A 16595-nucleotide genomic window follows, 5' to 3' on the forward strand; every position below is an offset into this window, starting at 1 on the left:
GCATGGCCACCCTGCTATTATTGTACCAGACTTTCCAGCGCTTTGGTGATAATATCAAAATTCTTCTTCATGCTTTTAATACTCCAGTACTCATCGGTCTGATGACAGGTGTTGGGTTCCTCGGGGAATCGTCCCCCAAAGGCCACGGCATTATCAAAGGCCCGGGCGTAAGTTCCCCCGCCGATGACCTTGGGACCGGTGGTATCGCCGGTATAGTCTTCATAAATTTTTTGAAGCGCATCAATGAGATAACTTTCTTTCTCAATATGGAGCGGTGGCAGATCATAATTGATGTTAACGGTAAAACCCAGAGGGGTAACGGCTCTTTCAATGTGGTCCCGGATGTCCGCTCCCTTCATGGTGACCGGATAACGGATATCGCACTTTAGCACCGCCTTGTCCTGATTAACCTTGGCAATCGATGGATTGATGGTGAGTTTCCCGGAAATTTCATCTTCAAAATCGATATTCAGTCCTTCGGAGGTGGCGATGTCGATAAGATCCAGAAAGGGGTGCTCCAACCCCAGCACTCTTAACTCACTGGCCAATAAAAACATCGCATTAACCCCCTCATGGGGCTGAGATGCATGAGCTGGCTTACCGATGCTTTCATAAACGGCATCACTGACAATGGCCTTGGCATAATCGGGAACGGTGTTGATCTGATTACCGCTAAAAAAGCCCAGGTTGTAAGTGGTGGGCTCCAGATTTTTTTTGATACAGACATTCAGAATGCCTTTTTCAGCAAAGATGGCCGGGTACCCGGAATCCGGTGAAAAAGCATAAGTCGGCGCTTCTTCGGTGGCCTTATAGCGGTTCATACAATGCCACTGTTCACCTTCTTCATCACCACCGATTATCAGACGAACCCGTTTATTCAAAAGTGCTCCACTATCTGCCAAAGCCTTCATGGCATAAAGCGCCACCAGGGTGGGGCCCTTATTGTCAATGGTTCCCCGGCCATAGGCCTTATCGCCGTCAATGGTCAGATCAAAGGGATTAACGGACCAGCCATCCCCCACCGGCACCGTGTCCACATGGGTCAGAATGCCAATCATTTCTTCACCCTGACCCATTTCGATGTAACCGCAATAGCCGTCACAGTTTTTGGTTTTAAAGCCAAAGCGCTCGCCCAGATTTAACACATAGTTGATTGCCGCGTTAATGCCAATGCCTAGGGGTGCCTCTGGTATAACAGGTCCGGCATCGGCATTGGTCGAATCGATTTGTAGCAACCCTTTCAGGTCGTTTAACAGGTCTTTAACTTTTAGTTTATCGTTCATCTTTTTTTAATGATGCCTCTCCAATGTATTCAAAACGTTTCATGATGACGCCATCTTTTTCAATGATTTCGTCCCACATCGTGACTGGCCGAACCCAAAGTCCACCTTCCCCATACAAGGGCCGGTAAATCACCAGGGTTTCTAATGTTTCACTATGGGTTCCAACTCCGATGACTTCATATTCATTGCCCTTATAATGTCGATAACGTCCGGGTTTGATAATATCTTGTTTCACTACTAGATCACTCAACTTTCACTTTCTTCTTCTCGTAAATCGTGATATTATATACAAAGATTCTTAAGAGAATACCAAAATTTTCTTAAGCTGAAATCAAATTTTATGGATAAAGGAGTTTCTTATGCAAAAATGTTTTTCCTGCGGAATTGAACTTAAAGAGGATGATATCTACGAAGTAAAAGGTAAGATTTTTTGTGATGACTGCGCCTTAGGTCAGCATAAACTGGTTCAAACCTGCGATCCCAGTGCCGTTCTCAGTGCCAAACTTGATCGACAACGATCCGGCCACACCGGAACCCAGGGCCTGACCCCCCGTCAAAAAGAATTTTATGAATACATCGTTGCCAACAACGGGGTCACCATTCCCCAGTTTGTCGAAAAATTTGGTCTGACAGCCGAAGAAGTCAGTGCTGATCTCAGCGTTTTAAGACACGCTGAACTCGGTAAGGGTCAAAAAAGAGCGGACGGCGTTTATTTCGTTACCTGGGAATCCTGATATTTAAATTCCAATAAAGGTGCCTTAATAATTTTTGTTCGCATTTTTATTGTTTATATAAAATAAATATTAAAGGAGATTTTATGAAAACGAGACAAGAAATTAAAGCCATCGCCAAGCAGAACTTTTCTGAGAATTACTGGATCTGTGTTGGCGCAACCATATTGGCATTGGTTGTTATTGGTGCGGCTTCCGCCATCACTTCCTTTATTGGAGGATTAGGTGGTCTGATTATCTGGGGGCCCATGATGGTCGGTCTACAGTTTTTTTCACTTTGGATTTACCGCGGCGAACTCCCCGCTCCAACCCTTGAAGACATGTTTAAAACCGGTTTCTCTGATTTTGGACGGAAACTTGGTGGCATGCTCTGGATGGAATTATTTGTTTTTCTCTGGTCTTTGCTTTTTGTTATACCCGGTATTATAAAGTCCCTCGCTTATAGTTTTACACCTTATATTTTGGCCGAATACCCCAATGTACCGGCTACTGAGGCCGTTAAAATTTCGATGCGAATGACCGAGGGGCATAAGGGCGATATTTTTGTGATGTCACTCAGCTTCCTGGGATGGTTTATCCTTAACGGATTTACCTTTGGTATTCTTGGTATCTTCTATGTGAACCCCTACTTCTTTACCAGCATGGCTGGACAATATGAAGATCTTAAAGAATTAGCACTTCAAAACGGCGTCGTCAGCCTGGATGAACTCATTTAAAACTTATCTAAAAAGGGGGGGCAGAATTTTCCTGCCCCTTCTTTTTTAATTTGCTATTTCGTTAATCAGATTAACCATTTCAATGGCTGTCAGGGCACAATCATAGCCCTTATTGCCAGCCTTGGTTCCGGCCCGCTCTATGGCCTGTTCAATGTTTTCAGTGGTCAGCACCCCGAAGATCACCGGGATTTCTGACTGCAACGAAACATGGGCCACGCCCTTTGACACCTCGCTGCAGACATAGTCATAGTGGGTAGTGGAACCGCGGATTACTGCCCCCAGACAAATAACGGCATCATACTTTTTTGACTTAGCCATTTTGGCTGCAATCAGGGGAATCTCAAAGGCTCCCGGTACCCAAGCCACATCGATGTCTTCTTCCTTCACATCGTGACGCTTCAAGCCATCAATGGCTCCGCCCAACAACTTAGAACCAATAAACTCATTAAACCGCGCCACCACAATCCCCACTTTAATTCCCTTTGATACTAACTTACCTTCATATACATTCATTATATTCTCCTCTATAATAATTTTTGTTATCTAACTTTCAAAACGATAACCTAGTACCGACAATTGTTACATCATGTTGTTTGCATCAGAGCGGACACGGCCCAAGCCTGTCCGAGTCTGCAGCAAACAACAGATTAACAATTGGTCGGTACGGCAGTTTATCACTAGGTTTTAGTTATAATTTAAAATATGGCCCATTTTTTCCTGTTTGGTTTTTAAATAAAACAGGTCGTGGCTGGATGCTTCCATTTGGATGGGAACCCGCTCGACCATTTCCAGCCCAAATTCTGACAAACCGTCCATTTTTTTAGGATTATTGGTTAGCAGCCGCAGCTTTTTTATGCCCAAATCGCTTAAAATCTGAGCGCCGATATAATATTCCCGCAGGTCTTCCGGAAATCCCAGTTCAATATTAGCCTGAACCGTATCCATGCCCAGATCCTGAAGGGCATAAGCTTTTAATTTGTTGATCAGACCAATCCCCCGGCCCTCCTGACGCATGTAAAGCAGCACGCCCCGGCCTTCTTTTTCAATGGCGGTCATCGCCGCGCCAAACTGATCGCCGCAATCACAACGGATCGAACCAAAAGCGTCGCCGGTTAAACATTCGGAATGGACCCGACACAATACCGGACTTTCGCCGCTTACATCGCCCTTTACCAGGGCCACATGATGCTCGCCGTTTAACTTATTGACATAGCCATAGGCGATAAACTCACCGTATTTGGTGGGCATTTTGGTGACCGTCACCCGTTCCACCAGTTTTTCATTTTGTTTGCGATAGTTCTGCAAATCCTTAATGGTGATGAATTTCATCTGATGGGTCTGGGCAAACGCGATCAGCTCCGGGGTGCGCATCATGGTGCCGTCGTCTCGCATAATTTCGCAGCACAGGCCACATTCTTTCAGCCCGGCCAGTTTGACCAGATCGACCGTCGCCTCAGTATGGCCATTTCGCTCCAGAACCCCGTTTTCCCGGGCCACCAGTGGAAACATATGTCCGGGCCGCCTAAAATCTTCCGGTCTGGCATTCTCATCAACACACTTGATGGCGGTGACGGAACGTTCTGCCGCGGAAATACCGGTGGTGGTATCGACATGGTCAATTGACACGGTGAAGGCGGTACCGTGGTTATCGGTATTCTCCATCACCATTTGGGGAACGGCTAATTTTTGCACCAGTTTTTCGCTCATCGGCATACAAATCAGCCCTTTTCCATAAACGGCCATAAAGTTGACGTTTTCGGTCGTGGCAAATTCAGCCGCACAGACAAAGTCGCCTTCATTCTCCCGGTCGTCATCGTCGGTAACGATGATAATCTTGCCCGCTCGTAAATCTTCTAGTGCTTCTTCAATCGTGTTAAATTTAAACATAGTACCCTCTCTTAATTTTATTAGTTTTAGAACCCGGCCTCAGTCAGAAAATCAAAGGTCAAACCACTGGATTTTTCCTGGCTGCAATCTATTTTTGAAGGTGGACTTAACAACAGGCTTTCGATATATTTGCCGACCAGGTCGTTTTCCAGATTGACCGGATCGCCAGCTTTTTTTATTCCCAGGATCGTGTGCTTAACCGTATGGGGAATGATCGATACCTTAAAGCTGCCTACGGTTATTTCGATAACCGTTAAGCTGATGCCATCAATAGCAATTGAACCTTTTTCGATGATGTAGCGCCGTATTTTCGGCGATGCCGCAATCTCAAAGATCACCGCATTATCATCAGTGGTAATATCTACAATGTGACCTGTTCCGTCAATATGGCCGGCCACCATATGTCCCCCGAAACGGCCATTGGCCGACATCGCCCGTTCCAGATTGACAGCCGAGCCTCCTTTTAAATCGCCCAAGTTGCTGCGGTTTAGGGTTTCGCTCATGACGTCGGCCATCCACTTATTTCCACGGAGCTGGGATACCGTCAGACAAACCCCATTCACCGCCACGCTGTCGCCCAGTTTTAAATCGTCCATGATGAGCTCACCCTGAACCCATAATTGGGACGATCGTTGACCCTTAACTACAGCAGTAATTTTGCCAACTTCTTCGATAATTCCTGTAAACATGTCCTTACCTCTTTATATATTCGAGGCAAATATCTTCCCCGAAAATTTTTATTTTTCTGTCTGTAAATTGAAAGGCCTCCTCTGGATCTGCCAGCCCCAGGCCTTCCACCGGGGTTTTGGCAGTGACGCCGCCAAATATTTTAGGGGCCAAATAAACCTGGAGTTTTTTGACGATGCCACTTTTTAAGGCACTAAAATTCAGGGTGCCCCCACCTTCTAGCAAAATGCTGTCGATCCCCGCTGCGCCCAATTTTCGCATCAACTCATTGAGGCCCAGATGATCGCCTTCTCTTGAAACAGTTAAAATGTTACAGCCCATGATTTCAAACCGTTTTATTTTTTTTTGATCCCGCGAACAGGTGGCCAGATAGGTCGGTATTTTATCGGCCGATTTTACTACCCGGGATGACAGCGGGGTGCGCAAATGGGTATCGCAAATAATCCGGCTGGGGTTTCTGCCGCCATCAATCCGGCAGCTCAGCTGGGGATCATCTTTTAAAATGGTATTGATCCCGACCATAATTCCGGCAACTTCATTTCTCGTCTGATGGACGGCTATCCTGGCCTCTTCCCCGGTAATCCACTTCGATTTCCCGGTATAAGTGGCAATTTTGCCATCCAGGGTCATGGCATATTTCATTAATACATAGGGGGTTCTGTTTTTGATGTAGTGGAAAAATACGGCGTTCATTTCCTGACAGGCCGTTTCCCTAACTCCGGTTATCACCGTGATCCCTTGCTGCCTGAGGATCTCAATCCCCTTGCCACTGACTTGCGGATTGGGATCGGTAGACCCAATAACCACCCGACTGATCTTGTTTTCAATGATCGCCTCAGTGCATGGCGGGGTTTTGCCATAATGACAGCAGGGTTCCAGGGTCACATAGAGGGTTGCTCCGACCGCCGACTGGGTACAAACCGCCAGGGCCTGGCGTTCGGCATGAAGCCCGCCATATTGTTCGTGATAACCGCTGCCGATAATTACACCATCCTTGACAATCACCGCTCCCACCAGGGGATTGGGATTTACCCGGCCGCGACCTTTTTTGGCCAGGTCGATAGCCAGATCCATATATTTTTGATGATTTTCCACACGTTCTCCTTTCTCAAAAAAGAAAAATACCCTGAATCATCATTCAGGGCAAAGGGTTTGTTTACAGATTTACTTATCGTTGTATAAAAAAAACTCTGAAATGGTTACCATTTCAGAGCTAAATAAACAAAGATTATCAACATGCAAAACTTTATTATCTTCTTTCATCCAGACTTTAACTGTCGGCCTCGGAATTTCACCGAATCATACCTTGCGGTTCGTGGGCTATACCACCGGTAGGGAAACAATCCCTGCCCTGAAGACTTCATATTTAATTGAATAAACTGTATCATATTGCTATATTTCTGTCAATACCTTAAAAATTATTTTTCTTTAAGCTCATTTTCGTTTATAATAGGAGCATGAAACGAGCGAACACTCAGCATTATAAATTTGACTGAACCTTCAGAGAGAGGATGGAGCACCTGTGCAGTGGTTTAAAAAAAGCCTGATCCGGCGGATCGGGACAATTGTTATCGGATTTATTATTGTTGCCTTTGCTGTCTATGGGATTATTTCCATCCAATTATTGAGTAATTTTTTTGAGGATCACAGCAAAACGGAACTATCTAAGGATGCTTTGCAGATTGCCACTGAAATTGATAAATTCATTGAAAAGAATATTGTCATCGTGGAACAGATGAAAACCAACCAGGATTACCAGGCTATTACCGAAGCGCTCAATACCCGGGAAGAAAAACGACAGCATCCCCTGTTTAACGTCGTGTCTCAGGAACTTCTGGCAATTAAGGCCTCGGACCCCAATATTTCTCTGGCTTATATCGGCGTCACAAAATCCAATGATGTGATTTCTTCCACCGTCGATTTTGATCCGAGACCCGACTATGATCTGAATAAACGACTTTGGTATATTGAAACCTTAACATCCCGGGGTGTGACGGTTACTAATCCCTATATTGATATTGTCACTGAAGAAATGGTCGTGTCCATCACTACCCCGATCCTTAAAAATAACGACGTTATCGGTGCCATGGGTATTGACTTACAGGTCTCCGATATTTCCAAGCTGATGGATACTTACAAGGTCGGCCAGAACGGCTATACCCTTTAGATTAATAAAGATGGCAGTATTTTTTACCATCCTCAGGATCTCAAATTTTATTCTGCGGATGGCCCCAAACCTTTTTCCTATCTTGACAATTATGTCGACGAAATCACCTCTGGAAAAAGCGGCGTGATTGAATGTCATCAGGGAAACAATGCCAAATACATTGCCTACGTTCCTACCCGGTCTTCCAACTGGACGGTGGCAACCGTGATACCCCGATCAGAAGTCCTGGCCCCGCTGAATCAGTTTATCGTTAGTTTGCTCTTTATTTCGCTGCTTCTGCTTTTTTTGATTGCTTTGTTTATCAGACAGATGACCCGGCTTATTTCAGAACCGATTGTGACCATTTCCGACTCGGTTGAAACCTTCAGCCAGGGTGATCAGGAAATCAATCTACCGGACAGTTTATATCGCCGGGAGGATGAGATTGGCATTTTATCCTGAGGTCTTAAGATGATGAGCCGCCGGATTACGGAGTATATCGAAGCGGTCCAGACCAACAATATTGCCCTAAATAAAGAAATTGATAAACGTCAGGGCGTTCAATCCCAGTTGGAAATGATTCTGGAATTACTGTCCGGCACCGACGAAGGGATCTTTATCCTGAATAATGAGTTTTTCTGCATCTACAATAATGCGGCCTTTTCCAGAATTATCGGTATTCCAGAAGAAGCAATCCCGACTCTAAACTTGTCAGAGAACAATATTCTTATCAATGCACCACTGGTGGACAGCCTGCAAATGAATCCGATCTGGTCCGGTGAAATCGAATATAGCCTGACTAAAGAAGAGATCCTCTTTCTTTTCCTGCGCATCAGTAAGGTAAAAAATGGCGAGGATGATTACTATATCGGTAATATCACCAATCTCACAGCCCATAAACAAATTGAAAAAGATATTTACTATCTGAAATATTTTGACAATCTGACCAAACTGAACAATAAGGTGTTTCTGGATGAATCAGGAATAAATCTCATCAGTGGTGACACTGATAATGTTGGCAATCACGCCCTAATCCTGATCAATATCGATAATTTCAGAATCATCAATGAGGCCAAAGGTTTTGATTTCGGCAACAAGGTCCTGATTGCTCTGGGCAATCGTCTTAAAACCTTAATCAGTGATCAGGATGTGTTAGCCCGTCTGGGCAATGACGAGTTTGGCATCCTGAAAGCGCATGTTGCTTCCAATGAAAATTTGTATGAATATATCCTGGGCTTAAGCAAGGCCTTGGAAAAACAGATTGCCATCAATGACGAAGAACTCATTGTTGACGTCAGCATGGGTATCAGTCTCTATCCCAATGATGCCAACCACTATCCCAAACTGTTAAAAACGGCCGCTTCAGCCCTTAATAACGTAAAAGCTAATAAGGGCCGCCGTTTTGAATTCTATGACAAAGAAATTAACACCCTCTCGATTCAAAAATACGAGCTCCAGAATAAACTGCGCAATGCCCTGAGCAACCAGGAGTTTGTGCTTCACTACCAGCCGCAGATGAATATGGCCACCAATCAGATCGTTGGCCTGGAGGCATTGATCCGCTGGAACAGCGCCAATGGCATGGTTCCCCCAGCAAGCTTTATTGCCATTGCCGAAGAATCAAATCTGATTATTCCGCTTGGCGAATGGGTGCTGGAAAACGCCTGTGAATTTGGAAAAAAACTGGCCACCTTGGGTTATCAAACGCCGATTGCCGTTAACCTGTCGATGCTTCAGTTTAAGTCACCTTATATTGGCGATCTGCTCCAATCGATCCTGACTAAAACCAACCTCCCGCCGGAACTGCTGGAACTGGAAATCACCGAGGGTATCCTCATGGATAACGAGGATGAATGTGAATCCATCCTTAGCCAGTTCCATGCGATGGGGATTCAGATATCGATCGACGATTTTGGAACCGGCTACTCCTCCTTGAGTTACTTGAAAAAATTTGCCGTCGATAAGATTAAAATCGACCGCTCCTTTATAAAAGGCATTCCCCATTACGACAACGGCACCATTGCCAAGGTCATCATTGAACTGGCCGGCAATTTCAATCTCCAGGTCATTGCCGAAGGGGTGGAAACCCCAGAACAAATTGACTTTTTACTCAAAAACAATTGTCACATTGCCCAGGGCTTTTACTACGCCAAACCGCTTGATGAGGACGAACTGCTAGCTTTTATGGAAAAATCAAAAAGGGATAATGGCTAAGCCATATCCCTTTTTTGTTTAAACCCGATCGCTTCAATTATGGTGGTGTTATTAAAAACAATTCATTAAAAGATAAATCGCTGAGCCAGGGTTTCCGGATGATCGGTGGTCATCGCTTCGCTCATGATGCAAACCCCTTTGGCGCCAGCCATCAAGGCGATTTTGTAATTGACTTCGCTAATGCCACCGATAGCAAAAACTGGGATGGTGACACCATCGCATACTTCTTTTAAAAAACGGAGTCCCCGCGCCGGCAGATTTTTCTTGCACTCGGTGGGAAAAATATGACCGGCGATTAAATAATCGGCTCCCAATGCTTGCGCTTCGCGGGCCTGTTCGACTGTGTGAACCGATACCCCCACCCGGTCGAATTTTTTTAGCATTTCACCATGTCTTCTCATCTCATCAATGGATACCTGAACAGCGCCCACATTTAACCGCTGTGCTGTCGCAATATCCTGATTGATAATCAGGTTTACCTGGTGTCGTTCACAAATTTCTTTTACTTTTATAGCCAGTTCTTGATAATCTGTTTCACTTAATTCTTTTTCTCTTAGCATAATGGCATAAGGCTTCCCGCTGGCAATTTTATCGATGCGATTTTCAAAATCGTCTGTGCATAATTTCTGGTTCGTTATACAAATGAGCATATTCGGCTCCTTCCTTTTCTTATTCTTAGTCTATCATATTTGGGGAAAAAGAAAACCGCCAATTTAATCGATTTATACCCGAATATAGTCGGTATAAACCGGCTGGAGCCCGCGATTTAAAATCATCTGATGAACCTCGCTGACGCTTCGGGGATCGGAAATTTCAAACTGTTCATCACCTTTTTCTTCCTCTTCATGGCCGCCCACCCCGACACGAACGCCAGCGGAAATTTTTGTCGCCACCATCCCAATCACATGATCACGAAATCCGGCCCGTTCCCGGGTTGAAATCGTGATCCCCGCAAAGGGCATCAGCAAGCGGTAAGCCAACATCACCTGCAGCAGTTGTTGCTCATGAACATCATTGGGATTGTTGTCGGCATTGTTAATAAAGGGTCTGAGCCGTGGGGTAGAAAAGCCGATTTCGGCATGGGGGTATTTCTGCACAATAAAAGCAGCATGCAACCCGGTCGCAAAGGCGTCTTTTCTAAAATCATCCAACCCCAGCAGCGCCCCAAAAGAGACCCCGCGCATGCCCCCCATCAAAGCCCGCTCCTGGGCATCAAATCGATAGGGAAAGACCCGCTTGGAACCGCTTAAATGAACCTGTTCATACTTGCCAAGATTATAGGTTTCCTGATAGACTGAGACAAAATCGGCGCCGCATTTTTTTAGATCGGCATACTCATCAACATTCAGAGGATAAATTTCTATCCCCACGGTAGAAAAATATTTTGTTGCCATCTTAATCCCTTCACCAATATAGTCAACTCCGGAATGATGGCGGGATTCGCCCGTTAAAATCAGAATTTCTTTTAAGCCCGTTTTGGCAATGGCTTTTAATTCTTCTTCCATTTCAGCCAGGCTAAGCTTTCCCCGACGGATTTTATTTTTGCAATTAAATCCACAGTATACACAGTTATTTTCACAATAATTGGCAATATAGAGCGGCGTAAACAGACCGATGCTGTTACCAAAATGCTTTCTGGTTTCAAGAATAGCTTTTTTTGCCATTTCTTCTAAATAAGGTGTCGCGGCTGGTGATAATAAGGCTCCATAGTCTTCTATTGATAAATGATCTTTTTTTAGCGCCTGTTTTACATCCCTGGATGTAACCTTTAAATAGTCATAGTTATCCACATTTTTTAGGACCTTATCCAGAATCTCCGAAGTGATTCTCTCCATACCCGGTTGATATGCCATCGGATCTGTTCGTTTTTTTTCCATCTTAGTCCTCCAAAAATCCCGTTAAGGGACTGGATGCTTCCCCCTGAGTTAAGACTCGGCCCAGCCCGGCCAGATAGGCATTTCGGCCTGATTCAATGGCCTGACCAAAGGCTCTGGCCATCAGCGGAATATTTTTAGCCGTTGCTACCGCGGTATTGCACATCACTGCATCGACCCCCATTTCCATCGCTTCGCAAGCCTGAGATGGCCGCCCGATGCCGGCATCGACAATAATTGGAACTGCGATTTCACTCACTAGAATCTCGATAAAATCACGGGTGCAAAGGCCCTTGTTGCTGCCAATGGGAGAAGCCAGAGGCATGACTGCCGCCGCCCCGGCACTGACTAAATCCCGTGCCACATTTAAATCCGGGTACATATAGGGCATTACCACAAAGCCGTCTCTCGCCAGGATCTCCGTCGCTTTAATGGTTTCATAGTTATCAGGAAACAAATACTTGGAATCCCTAATAACTTCCACCTTGACAAAATTCCCGCAATCAATTTCCCGGGCCAGCCGGGCGATTTTTACCGCTTCTTCAGCCGTTCTGGCCCCAGAGGTATTGGGCAGCAGGGTAATATGCCTGGGAATATAATCCAGAATATTTTCTTCGCCACCCAGATTTGCCCGCCGCAGCGCCAGAGTCACCATTTCTGCGCCACCATTCTCAACCACCGCCTTCACAATTTCCAGTGAAAACTTGCCGGAACCCAGAATAAACCGGGAATTAAAGTTGTGTCCACCAATTACTAATTGACCTGTCATTTTTTTCTCCTTTGTGACCTTATTGCCACTAACCCCATTGTTTCTACAGTCGTTACCGATCTTTCCGTTTCTTAGTTTAGCTCAACCCCCGCCCACAAAGCGAACCACTTCCAGGGTATCCTCATTACAAAGTATTACCGCATCATAGGTCGGTTTCGGGACGATTTCGCCGTTTCTTGCCACCGCCAGGGTGGCGACATCAAACTGATTATCAACTAAAAACTGCAACAGATTTTGATTGCTATCCAGGCTCATCTCTTTTCCATTAACTCTCATTTTTTTCTCCTTCACTGTTTTTAAACGCAAAAAAAGCACAAAACGCGATTACACCCTTTCGGTGGTGCACCCCATTTTGTACTTCTATTAAACTCTTAATATTCTGATTTTATTACATCACATCGCTAAAGTCAAGCCCCGTTTAAAGCGGTGTTCTCCTAACTTCTGGTGTAGGCATTAAAAGACGCCATTTTACTCTTATCTTCTTCAATTTCCAGGATTTCTTTTTTTAAGGCTTCAAGTCGCTCCGTCAGAGCGCCGACTTCCGCTTCATCAACGAAGCGATTCGTCACTTCTTTTTTTATCCCCAATGCCAAAAGCTGATCATCCTTTTCCTCATATTCTTTTCGAAGCATTTCCAGATTGGCTTCACAGCTGATCAGTTCTTTTTTTATCATCCGCATCACACGCATATCATCATAGTTTTTTAAGATTGTATCCATTTGGGTTCCTTGCCTTTCTGAAATAGTATATTTTTAGTTTATCACAGTTGCCCATGTAAATAATTATGCGAAGTCTAAAAATTTTTGCCAATCGTGATTTATATCAAATTTTTACATTTATTTACATTTTTTTACATAAATTGCCCTTATTTTTAAGATGAATCATGATTAAATGGGGTATAATAATGTAAATAACTGAAAATTAATTGGAGGAACAAACATGAACGAAGAATTATTAGAATTGATTAAAAATAAAAAGGGCTTCATCTGTGATATGGATGGTGTAATTTACCATGGTAACAGACTTTTACCAGGGGTAAAGGAATTTGTGGATTGGCTTTATGCTACCGATAAAAATTTTCTCTTCCTGACGAATTCCAGCGAACGTTCACCCATTGAACTAAAGGAAAAACTGGCCCGGTTGGGTCTGGAAATTGATGAGAGCCATTTTTACACCAGTGCTCTGGCAACCGCAAAATTTTTAAAGGATCAATCGCCAGGCTGTTCGGCCTATGTGATTGGTGAAGCAGGATTGGTTAATGCTCTTTATGACGTCCAGATTACGATGAATGATGTGGACCCGGATTATGTCGTTTTTGGCGAAACCCGTTCTTATAATTATGACTCGGTGCTAAAAGCCGTAAAACTGATTCAAAAAGGTGCCAAACTGATTGCCACCAATTCAGATTTAACTGGCCCCACCGAAGACGGTATTGTTCCTGCCTGTCGAGCCTTTGTGGCACCGATTGAGCTGGCTACCGGCAAGGAAGCCTATTACATCGGTAAACCCAACCCACTAATGATGCGTACCGGGATCAAGCGTCTGGGTGTTCACAGTGATGATGCCTTAATTATTGGCGATCGCATGGACACCGATATCATTGCTGGTATCGAATCTGGCCTCACCACCTTCTTAGTTCTCAGTGGTGTGTCCACTCGGGAAACCGTTGATGATTTTCCCTACCGCCCCAATTATATCCTCACCGGTATTGATGAGATTGTTGATGGACTGGGACTTCAATAGAAAAGGAATAGAAAATCAATGAGACGTCATTTTAGACGCCTCTTTTTTTATACCTCATTTTCACACCTCAAACGGAATCACCGATGCCAGTAAATCCCTGGCATACTGGTTCTTGGCCATCGCCAATTCGCCGCTTTGCAGCTCTTCGACAATCTTTCCCTGATACAAAAAAAGTATCTTATTGCACAGATGAGATACTGCCTGCAGATCATGGGCAACAAAGAGATAGGTGATGTTCATCTCGACCCGCAACTGATGAAGTAATTTAAGGATCTGCGATTGCACCGAAACGTCCAGAGAGCTGATTGCTTCATCCAGCACAATAAACCGGGGATTGGTAGCAATCGCTCTGGCGATACACACCCGCTGAAGCTGACCGCCGCTAAGTTCATGGGGGTAACGGTTTTTAACCGCTTGCTCCAACCCCACCTTTGCCAACAGTCTTTCAATGTGCCGATCCAAATCATTAACTTCACCGCTGGCATAAAGGGGTTCGGCAATCGCTTCCGCCGCGGTATAGCGGGGATTTACCGAAGCGGTGTAATCCTGGAACACTACCGACATTTTCCCCTTATTGTTCTTAATCCATTGGTTTGCCGGTAATCCTTCAAATAAAATACTGCCTTTATTCGGCTTCTCCAGACCCATGATCAGCCGGGCCAGGGTGCTTTTTCCGCTGCCACTTTCACCAATTAGCCCGACGCAGGCCCCCGCTTCAATGGTCATGTTCACCCCGTTTAAAATCTTTACCCGGGAGCCGCCAAAATTGACCCCCACCTTTAGATAACTTTTTTCCAAATCCTTTATTTCTATCAGCTTAGCCATTGTGGTCTCCTTTTCTCATCGCCTTTTTAAACGACTCGGTCAGTTCCAGCCGGGTGTCAATGAGATATTTGGTATAGGCATGCTGGGGATTTCTAAAAATATCACCGGCATCGCCATATTCCACCGCAGCCCCATCCTTCATCACCAGCAGCCGATCCGACAGATGTTTAACCACCCCCAGATCATGCGAAATAAAGATCAGGGCGGTTCCCATTTTTTGCCGGATCATTTTAAACTCCTCCACCACCTGTCCCTGATTAATCGAATCCAGGGCGGTGGTCGGTTCATCTGCGATAATCAGATCGGGTTCCATTGCTAGGGCAGTGGCAATCATACACCGCTGCAGCATCCCTCCGGAGAGCTGATGGGGGTATTTTTTAACCACCTGTTCCGGATCATAAATATTCATCAGACCGAGGGCTTCTTTGGCCAGTGTTAGGCTTTGTTTCCTGGTGAGATTTTTATTCTCGACAAAGGTTTCGGCCATCTGATCACCGATTTTTGCAATCGGATCAAAGGCTGACATGGCATCCTGAAGGATCATTGCGATCTGTTTGCCGCGGATCTTTCGCATCGTATTTTCATCCTCTTGCAACAGATCCCTTTCGCTGTCCTGAGACTTAAAGACAGCGGCGCCCTGACTTTTGAGCCAGGGATTGGTAATTCCCAGCAAGGCTCTGGTAATCATCGATTTACCACTGCCACTCTCACCGACAATCCCCAGACAACTGTTTTCTACCACAGAAAAGCTGACATCATGGATGATTTCATCCTGATCCCGTAAATCGGTAACGCTGAGATTTTTTACATCCAGTAATACCCTCATTGGGTCACCGCCTTTTTCCGGGCAAACAGGGAATCAAGCAAAGAATATCGCTTTGTACTAAATCCCTTATTGATTTTGGGATTTAGGGCCTCCTGAATACTGTCGCCGAGAAAATTAAAGGCGGCCACCACCAGAAAAATGGCCATCCCCAGTGCCAGCATCTGGCCGGGATTGGTCGTCATGACATTTTTAGCTTCATTGAGCATCATCCCCCATTCGGCTGTCGGCGGCTGAACCCCCAGACCCAAAAAGGAAAGCGCCGAAATATTTAGAATAATCGCCGCTGTATCCAAGGTGGCCAGCACCGCAATATCACCAATAGCGCCAACTAACAGGTGTTTTCTGACAATGTGCCAATTTGAGCAACCGGCGACCTTGGCAAAGCGGATATAGTTGCTATCCATAAACGAAATGACAATCGAGCGAATCATCCGCACATACCAGGCCCATTTGGCAATCACCGTTGCCAGAACGATATTGGTGATCCCCGTTCCCAAAATCCCCACAATCGCAAGAATCAGCACCTCACTGGGGAAGGATAACATGATATCACAGATCCGCATAATCACATCATCAACCGTTCCTCTGAAATAGCCGGCAATGACCCCCAGGACAGTACCAATCAGAATGGTGACAATCATCGTCAGCACCGAAACGAGGATCGTCACCCGGCCGCCATATAAAATCCGGGAATAAACATCCCGGCCCAATTGATCCGTGCCAAATAAATGGGCCAGCGATGGGCCCTGAAACTTATCAATGATGTTCTGAGCGGTAGGGTCATAGGGCGCTACCAAGGGTGCCAGAACAGCCAGACCAATCACCAGTAAGAGAAAAAAACTAACCCCCATCGCTAGGCGGTCCTTTCTGAACCGATTCCAAAATCCTGCCATC

20 protein-coding genes and 1 riboswitch are annotated in these 16595 nt (G+C 45.2%); of the genes, 6 read left to right on the plus strand and 14 right to left on the minus strand.

Features of this window, described 5'->3' with window-relative positions; all coding sequences use genetic code 11:
* Positions 1 to 17: 17 nt before the first annotated feature.
* Both U2P91_RS10400 and U2P91_RS10405 read right to left on the minus strand, forming a co-directional pair.
* On the minus strand, positions 18 to 1283 hold the full coding sequence (locus tag U2P91_RS10400) for a Sapep family Mn(2+)-dependent dipeptidase (RefSeq protein WP_111888513.1): 1266 nt from the start codon (positions 1281 to 1283) through the stop codon (positions 18 to 20).
* The gene (locus U2P91_RS10405; protein ID WP_242988493.1) at positions 1273 to 1533 is read right to left on the minus strand and encodes a DUF1653 domain-containing protein; all 261 of its coding nucleotides are present in this window, start codon (positions 1531 to 1533) and stop codon (positions 1273 to 1275) included. Before U2P91_RS10405 ends, U2P91_RS10400 begins: the two co-directional genes overlap by 11 nt.
* A gap of 109 nt (positions 1534 to 1642) precedes the next feature.
* Here U2P91_RS10405 and U2P91_RS10410 point away from each other — a divergent pair, with 109 nt between their 5' ends.
* Together U2P91_RS10410 and U2P91_RS10415 are read left to right on the plus strand one after the other, a co-directional pair.
* On the plus strand, positions 1643 to 2017 hold the full coding sequence (locus U2P91_RS10410) for a hypothetical protein (RefSeq protein WP_111888514.1): 375 nt from the start codon (positions 1643 to 1645) through the stop codon (positions 2015 to 2017).
* 83 nt (positions 2018 to 2100) lie between these two features.
* Positions 2101 to 2730, plus strand: coding sequence for a DUF975 family protein (locus tag U2P91_RS10415; RefSeq protein ID WP_111888515.1), 630 nt, complete (start codon positions 2101 to 2103; stop codon positions 2728 to 2730).
* Positions 2731 to 2775: 45 nt separating this feature from the next.
* On the opposite strand, the gene ribE is transcribed toward U2P91_RS10415, so the two are convergent.
* The 4 genes from ribE to ribD form a co-directional block, all read right to left on the minus strand.
* Positions 2776 to 3243 (minus strand): 6,7-dimethyl-8-ribityllumazine synthase, encoded by a 468-nt coding sequence (gene ribE / locus U2P91_RS10420; protein WP_111888516.1) that lies wholly within the window; start codon positions 3241 to 3243, stop codon positions 2776 to 2778.
* 171 nt (positions 3244 to 3414) lie between these two features.
* A complete protein-coding gene (locus tag U2P91_RS10425) occupies positions 3415 to 4617 on the minus strand; it encodes a bifunctional 3,4-dihydroxy-2-butanone-4-phosphate synthase/GTP cyclohydrolase II (protein ID WP_111888517.1) in 1203 nt (400 codons plus the stop codon).
* A gap of 26 nt (positions 4618 to 4643) precedes the next feature.
* Positions 4644 to 5306 carry a riboflavin synthase gene (locus U2P91_RS10430; RefSeq protein ID WP_111888518.1) on the minus strand — a complete coding sequence of 221 codons (663 nt, stop codon included), beginning with the start codon at positions 5304 to 5306 and terminating at the stop codon, positions 4644 to 4646.
* Positions 5307 to 5310: 4 nt separating this feature from the next.
* Positions 5311 to 6378: a bifunctional diaminohydroxyphosphoribosylaminopyrimidine deaminase/5-amino-6-(5-phosphoribosylamino)uracil reductase RibD gene (gene ribD / locus U2P91_RS10435; RefSeq protein WP_242988708.1), complete on the minus strand. Its 1068-nt coding sequence runs from the start codon at positions 6376 to 6378 to the stop codon at positions 5311 to 5313.
* A 173-nt stretch (positions 6379 to 6551) separates the two neighbouring features.
* Positions 6552 to 6667: riboswitch (FMN riboswitch) on the minus strand.
* 159 nt (positions 6668 to 6826) lie between these two features.
* Between ribD and U2P91_RS10440 the strand changes: the two genes are divergently transcribed.
* The 3 genes from U2P91_RS10440 (at position 6827) to U2P91_RS10450 (ending at position 9664) form a co-directional block, all read left to right on the plus strand.
* Positions 6827 to 7471 carry a cache domain-containing protein gene (locus U2P91_RS10440; RefSeq protein WP_162624509.1) on the plus strand — a complete coding sequence of 215 codons (645 nt, stop codon included), beginning with the start codon at positions 6827 to 6829 and terminating at the stop codon, positions 7469 to 7471.
* 123 nt (positions 7472 to 7594) lie between these two features.
* A complete protein-coding gene (locus U2P91_RS10445) occupies positions 7595 to 7912 on the plus strand; it encodes a hypothetical protein (protein ID WP_111888521.1) in 318 nt (105 codons plus the stop codon).
* Positions 7913 to 7921: 9 nt separating this feature from the next.
* On the plus strand, positions 7922 to 9664 hold the full coding sequence (locus tag U2P91_RS10450; RefSeq protein WP_322519600.1) for a putative bifunctional diguanylate cyclase/phosphodiesterase: 1743 nt from the start codon (positions 7922 to 7924) through the stop codon (positions 9662 to 9664).
* Between the two features lie 65 nt (positions 9665 to 9729).
* Here the strand turns inward: U2P91_RS10450 and U2P91_RS10455 are convergent, their stop codons facing one another.
* The 5 genes from U2P91_RS10455 to U2P91_RS10475 form a co-directional block, all read right to left on the minus strand.
* On the minus strand, positions 9730 to 10314 hold the full coding sequence (locus U2P91_RS10455) for a thiamine phosphate synthase (protein ID WP_111888523.1): 585 nt from the start codon (positions 10312 to 10314) through the stop codon (positions 9730 to 9732).
* A gap of 72 nt (positions 10315 to 10386) precedes the next feature.
* Positions 10387 to 11541, minus strand: a complete 1155-nt coding sequence (gene thiH, locus U2P91_RS10460) for a 2-iminoacetate synthase ThiH (protein WP_111888524.1) — start codon at positions 11539 to 11541, stop codon at positions 10387 to 10389.
* Position 11542: 1 nt separating this feature from the next.
* Positions 11543 to 12307: a thiazole synthase gene (locus U2P91_RS10465; protein ID WP_111888525.1), complete on the minus strand. Its 765-nt coding sequence runs from the start codon at positions 12305 to 12307 to the stop codon at positions 11543 to 11545.
* 81 nt (positions 12308 to 12388) lie between these two features.
* A complete protein-coding gene (thiS, locus tag U2P91_RS10470) occupies positions 12389 to 12583 on the minus strand; it encodes a sulfur carrier protein ThiS (RefSeq protein WP_111888526.1) in 195 nt (64 codons plus the stop codon).
* A 158-nt stretch (positions 12584 to 12741) separates the two neighbouring features.
* Positions 12742 to 13026 carry a hypothetical protein gene (locus U2P91_RS10475; protein WP_111888527.1) on the minus strand — a complete coding sequence of 95 codons (285 nt, stop codon included), beginning with the start codon at positions 13024 to 13026 and terminating at the stop codon, positions 12742 to 12744.
* A 220-nt stretch (positions 13027 to 13246) separates the two neighbouring features.
* On the opposite strand from U2P91_RS10475, the gene U2P91_RS10480 reads away from it, so the two are divergent.
* Positions 13247 to 14050, plus strand: coding sequence for an HAD-IIA family hydrolase (locus U2P91_RS10480; RefSeq protein ID WP_111888528.1), 804 nt, complete (start codon positions 13247 to 13249; stop codon positions 14048 to 14050).
* Positions 14051 to 14110: 60 nt separating this feature from the next.
* Here U2P91_RS10480 and U2P91_RS10485 read toward each other — a convergent pair whose 3' ends face one another.
* The 3 genes from U2P91_RS10485 to opp1C are packed head-to-tail and all read right to left on the minus strand — an operon-like array spanning position 14111 to position 16594.
* Positions 14111 to 14875 (minus strand): ABC transporter ATP-binding protein, encoded by a 765-nt coding sequence (locus U2P91_RS10485; RefSeq protein ID WP_111888529.1) that lies wholly within the window; start codon positions 14873 to 14875, stop codon positions 14111 to 14113.
* Complete coding sequence (locus U2P91_RS10490; protein ID WP_111888530.1) at positions 14868 to 15701, minus strand: ABC transporter ATP-binding protein; 834 nt, start codon at positions 15699 to 15701, stop codon at positions 14868 to 14870. The genes U2P91_RS10485 and U2P91_RS10490 overlap by 8 nt, the downstream gene beginning before the upstream one ends.
* The gene (gene opp1C, locus U2P91_RS10495; protein ID WP_111888531.1) at positions 15698 to 16594 is read right to left on the minus strand and encodes a nickel/cobalt ABC transporter permease; all 897 of its coding nucleotides are present in this window, start codon (positions 16592 to 16594) and stop codon (positions 15698 to 15700) included. Before opp1C ends, U2P91_RS10490 begins: the two co-directional genes overlap by 4 nt.
* Between the last annotated feature and the right edge of the window lies 1 nt (position 16595).

Origin of the sequence: Acetobacterium sp. K1/6 (genome assembly GCF_034438075.1) — a bacterium.
Taxonomy (GTDB): domain Bacteria; phylum Bacillota; class Clostridia; order Eubacteriales; family Eubacteriaceae; genus Acetobacterium; species Acetobacterium carbinolicum.

Coding starts and splice junctions, on each gene's coding strand:
- U2P91_RS10400 (WP_111888513.1), bottom strand. CDS start 1,283: ATGAACGATAAACTAAAAGTTAAAGACCTGTTAAACGACCTGAAAGGG.
- U2P91_RS10410 (WP_111888514.1), top strand. CDS start 1,643: ATGCAAAAATGTTTTTCCTGCGGAATTGAACTTAAAGAGGATGATATC.
- U2P91_RS10415 (WP_111888515.1), top strand. CDS start 2,101: ATGAAAACGAGACAAGAAATTAAAGCCATCGCCAAGCAGAACTTTTCT.
- ribE (WP_111888516.1), bottom strand. CDS start 3,243: ATGAATGTATATGAAGGTAAGTTAGTATCAAAGGGAATTAAAGTGGGG.
- U2P91_RS10425 (WP_111888517.1), bottom strand. CDS start 4,617: ATGTTTAAATTTAACACGATTGAAGAAGCACTAGAAGATTTACGAGCG.
- U2P91_RS10430 (WP_111888518.1), bottom strand. CDS start 5,306: ATGTTTACAGGAATTATCGAAGAAGTTGGCAAAATTACTGCTGTAGTT.
- ribD (WP_242988708.1), bottom strand. CDS start 6,378: ATGGATCTGGCTATCGACCTGGCCAAAAAAGGTCGCGGCCGGGTAAAT.
- U2P91_RS10450 (WP_322519600.1), top strand. CDS start 7,922: ATGATGAGCCGCCGGATTACGGAGTATATCGAAGCGGTCCAGACCAAC.
- U2P91_RS10455 (WP_111888523.1), bottom strand. CDS start 10,314: ATGCTCATTTGTATAACGAACCAGAAATTATGCACAGACGATTTTGAA.
- thiH (WP_111888524.1), bottom strand. CDS start 11,541: ATGGAAAAAAAACGAACAGATCCGATGGCATATCAACCGGGTATGGAG.
- U2P91_RS10465 (WP_111888525.1), bottom strand. CDS start 12,307: ATGACAGGTCAATTAGTAATTGGTGGACACAACTTTAATTCCCGGTTT.
- thiS (WP_111888526.1), bottom strand. CDS start 12,583: ATGAGAGTTAATGGAAAAGAGATGAGCCTGGATAGCAATCAAAATCTG.
- U2P91_RS10475 (WP_111888527.1), bottom strand. CDS start 13,026: ATGGATACAATCTTAAAAAACTATGATGATATGCGTGTGATGCGGATG.
- U2P91_RS10480 (WP_111888528.1), top strand. CDS start 13,247: ATGAACGAAGAATTATTAGAATTGATTAAAAATAAAAAGGGCTTCATC.
- U2P91_RS10485 (WP_111888529.1), bottom strand. CDS start 14,875: ATGGCTAAGCTGATAGAAATAAAGGATTTGGAAAAAAGTTATCTAAAG.
- U2P91_RS10490 (WP_111888530.1), bottom strand. CDS start 15,701: ATGAGGGTATTACTGGATGTAAAAAATCTCAGCGTTACCGATTTACGG.
- opp1C (WP_111888531.1), bottom strand. CDS start 16,594: ATGGCAGGATTTTGGAATCGGTTCAGAAAGGACCGCCTAGCGATGGGG.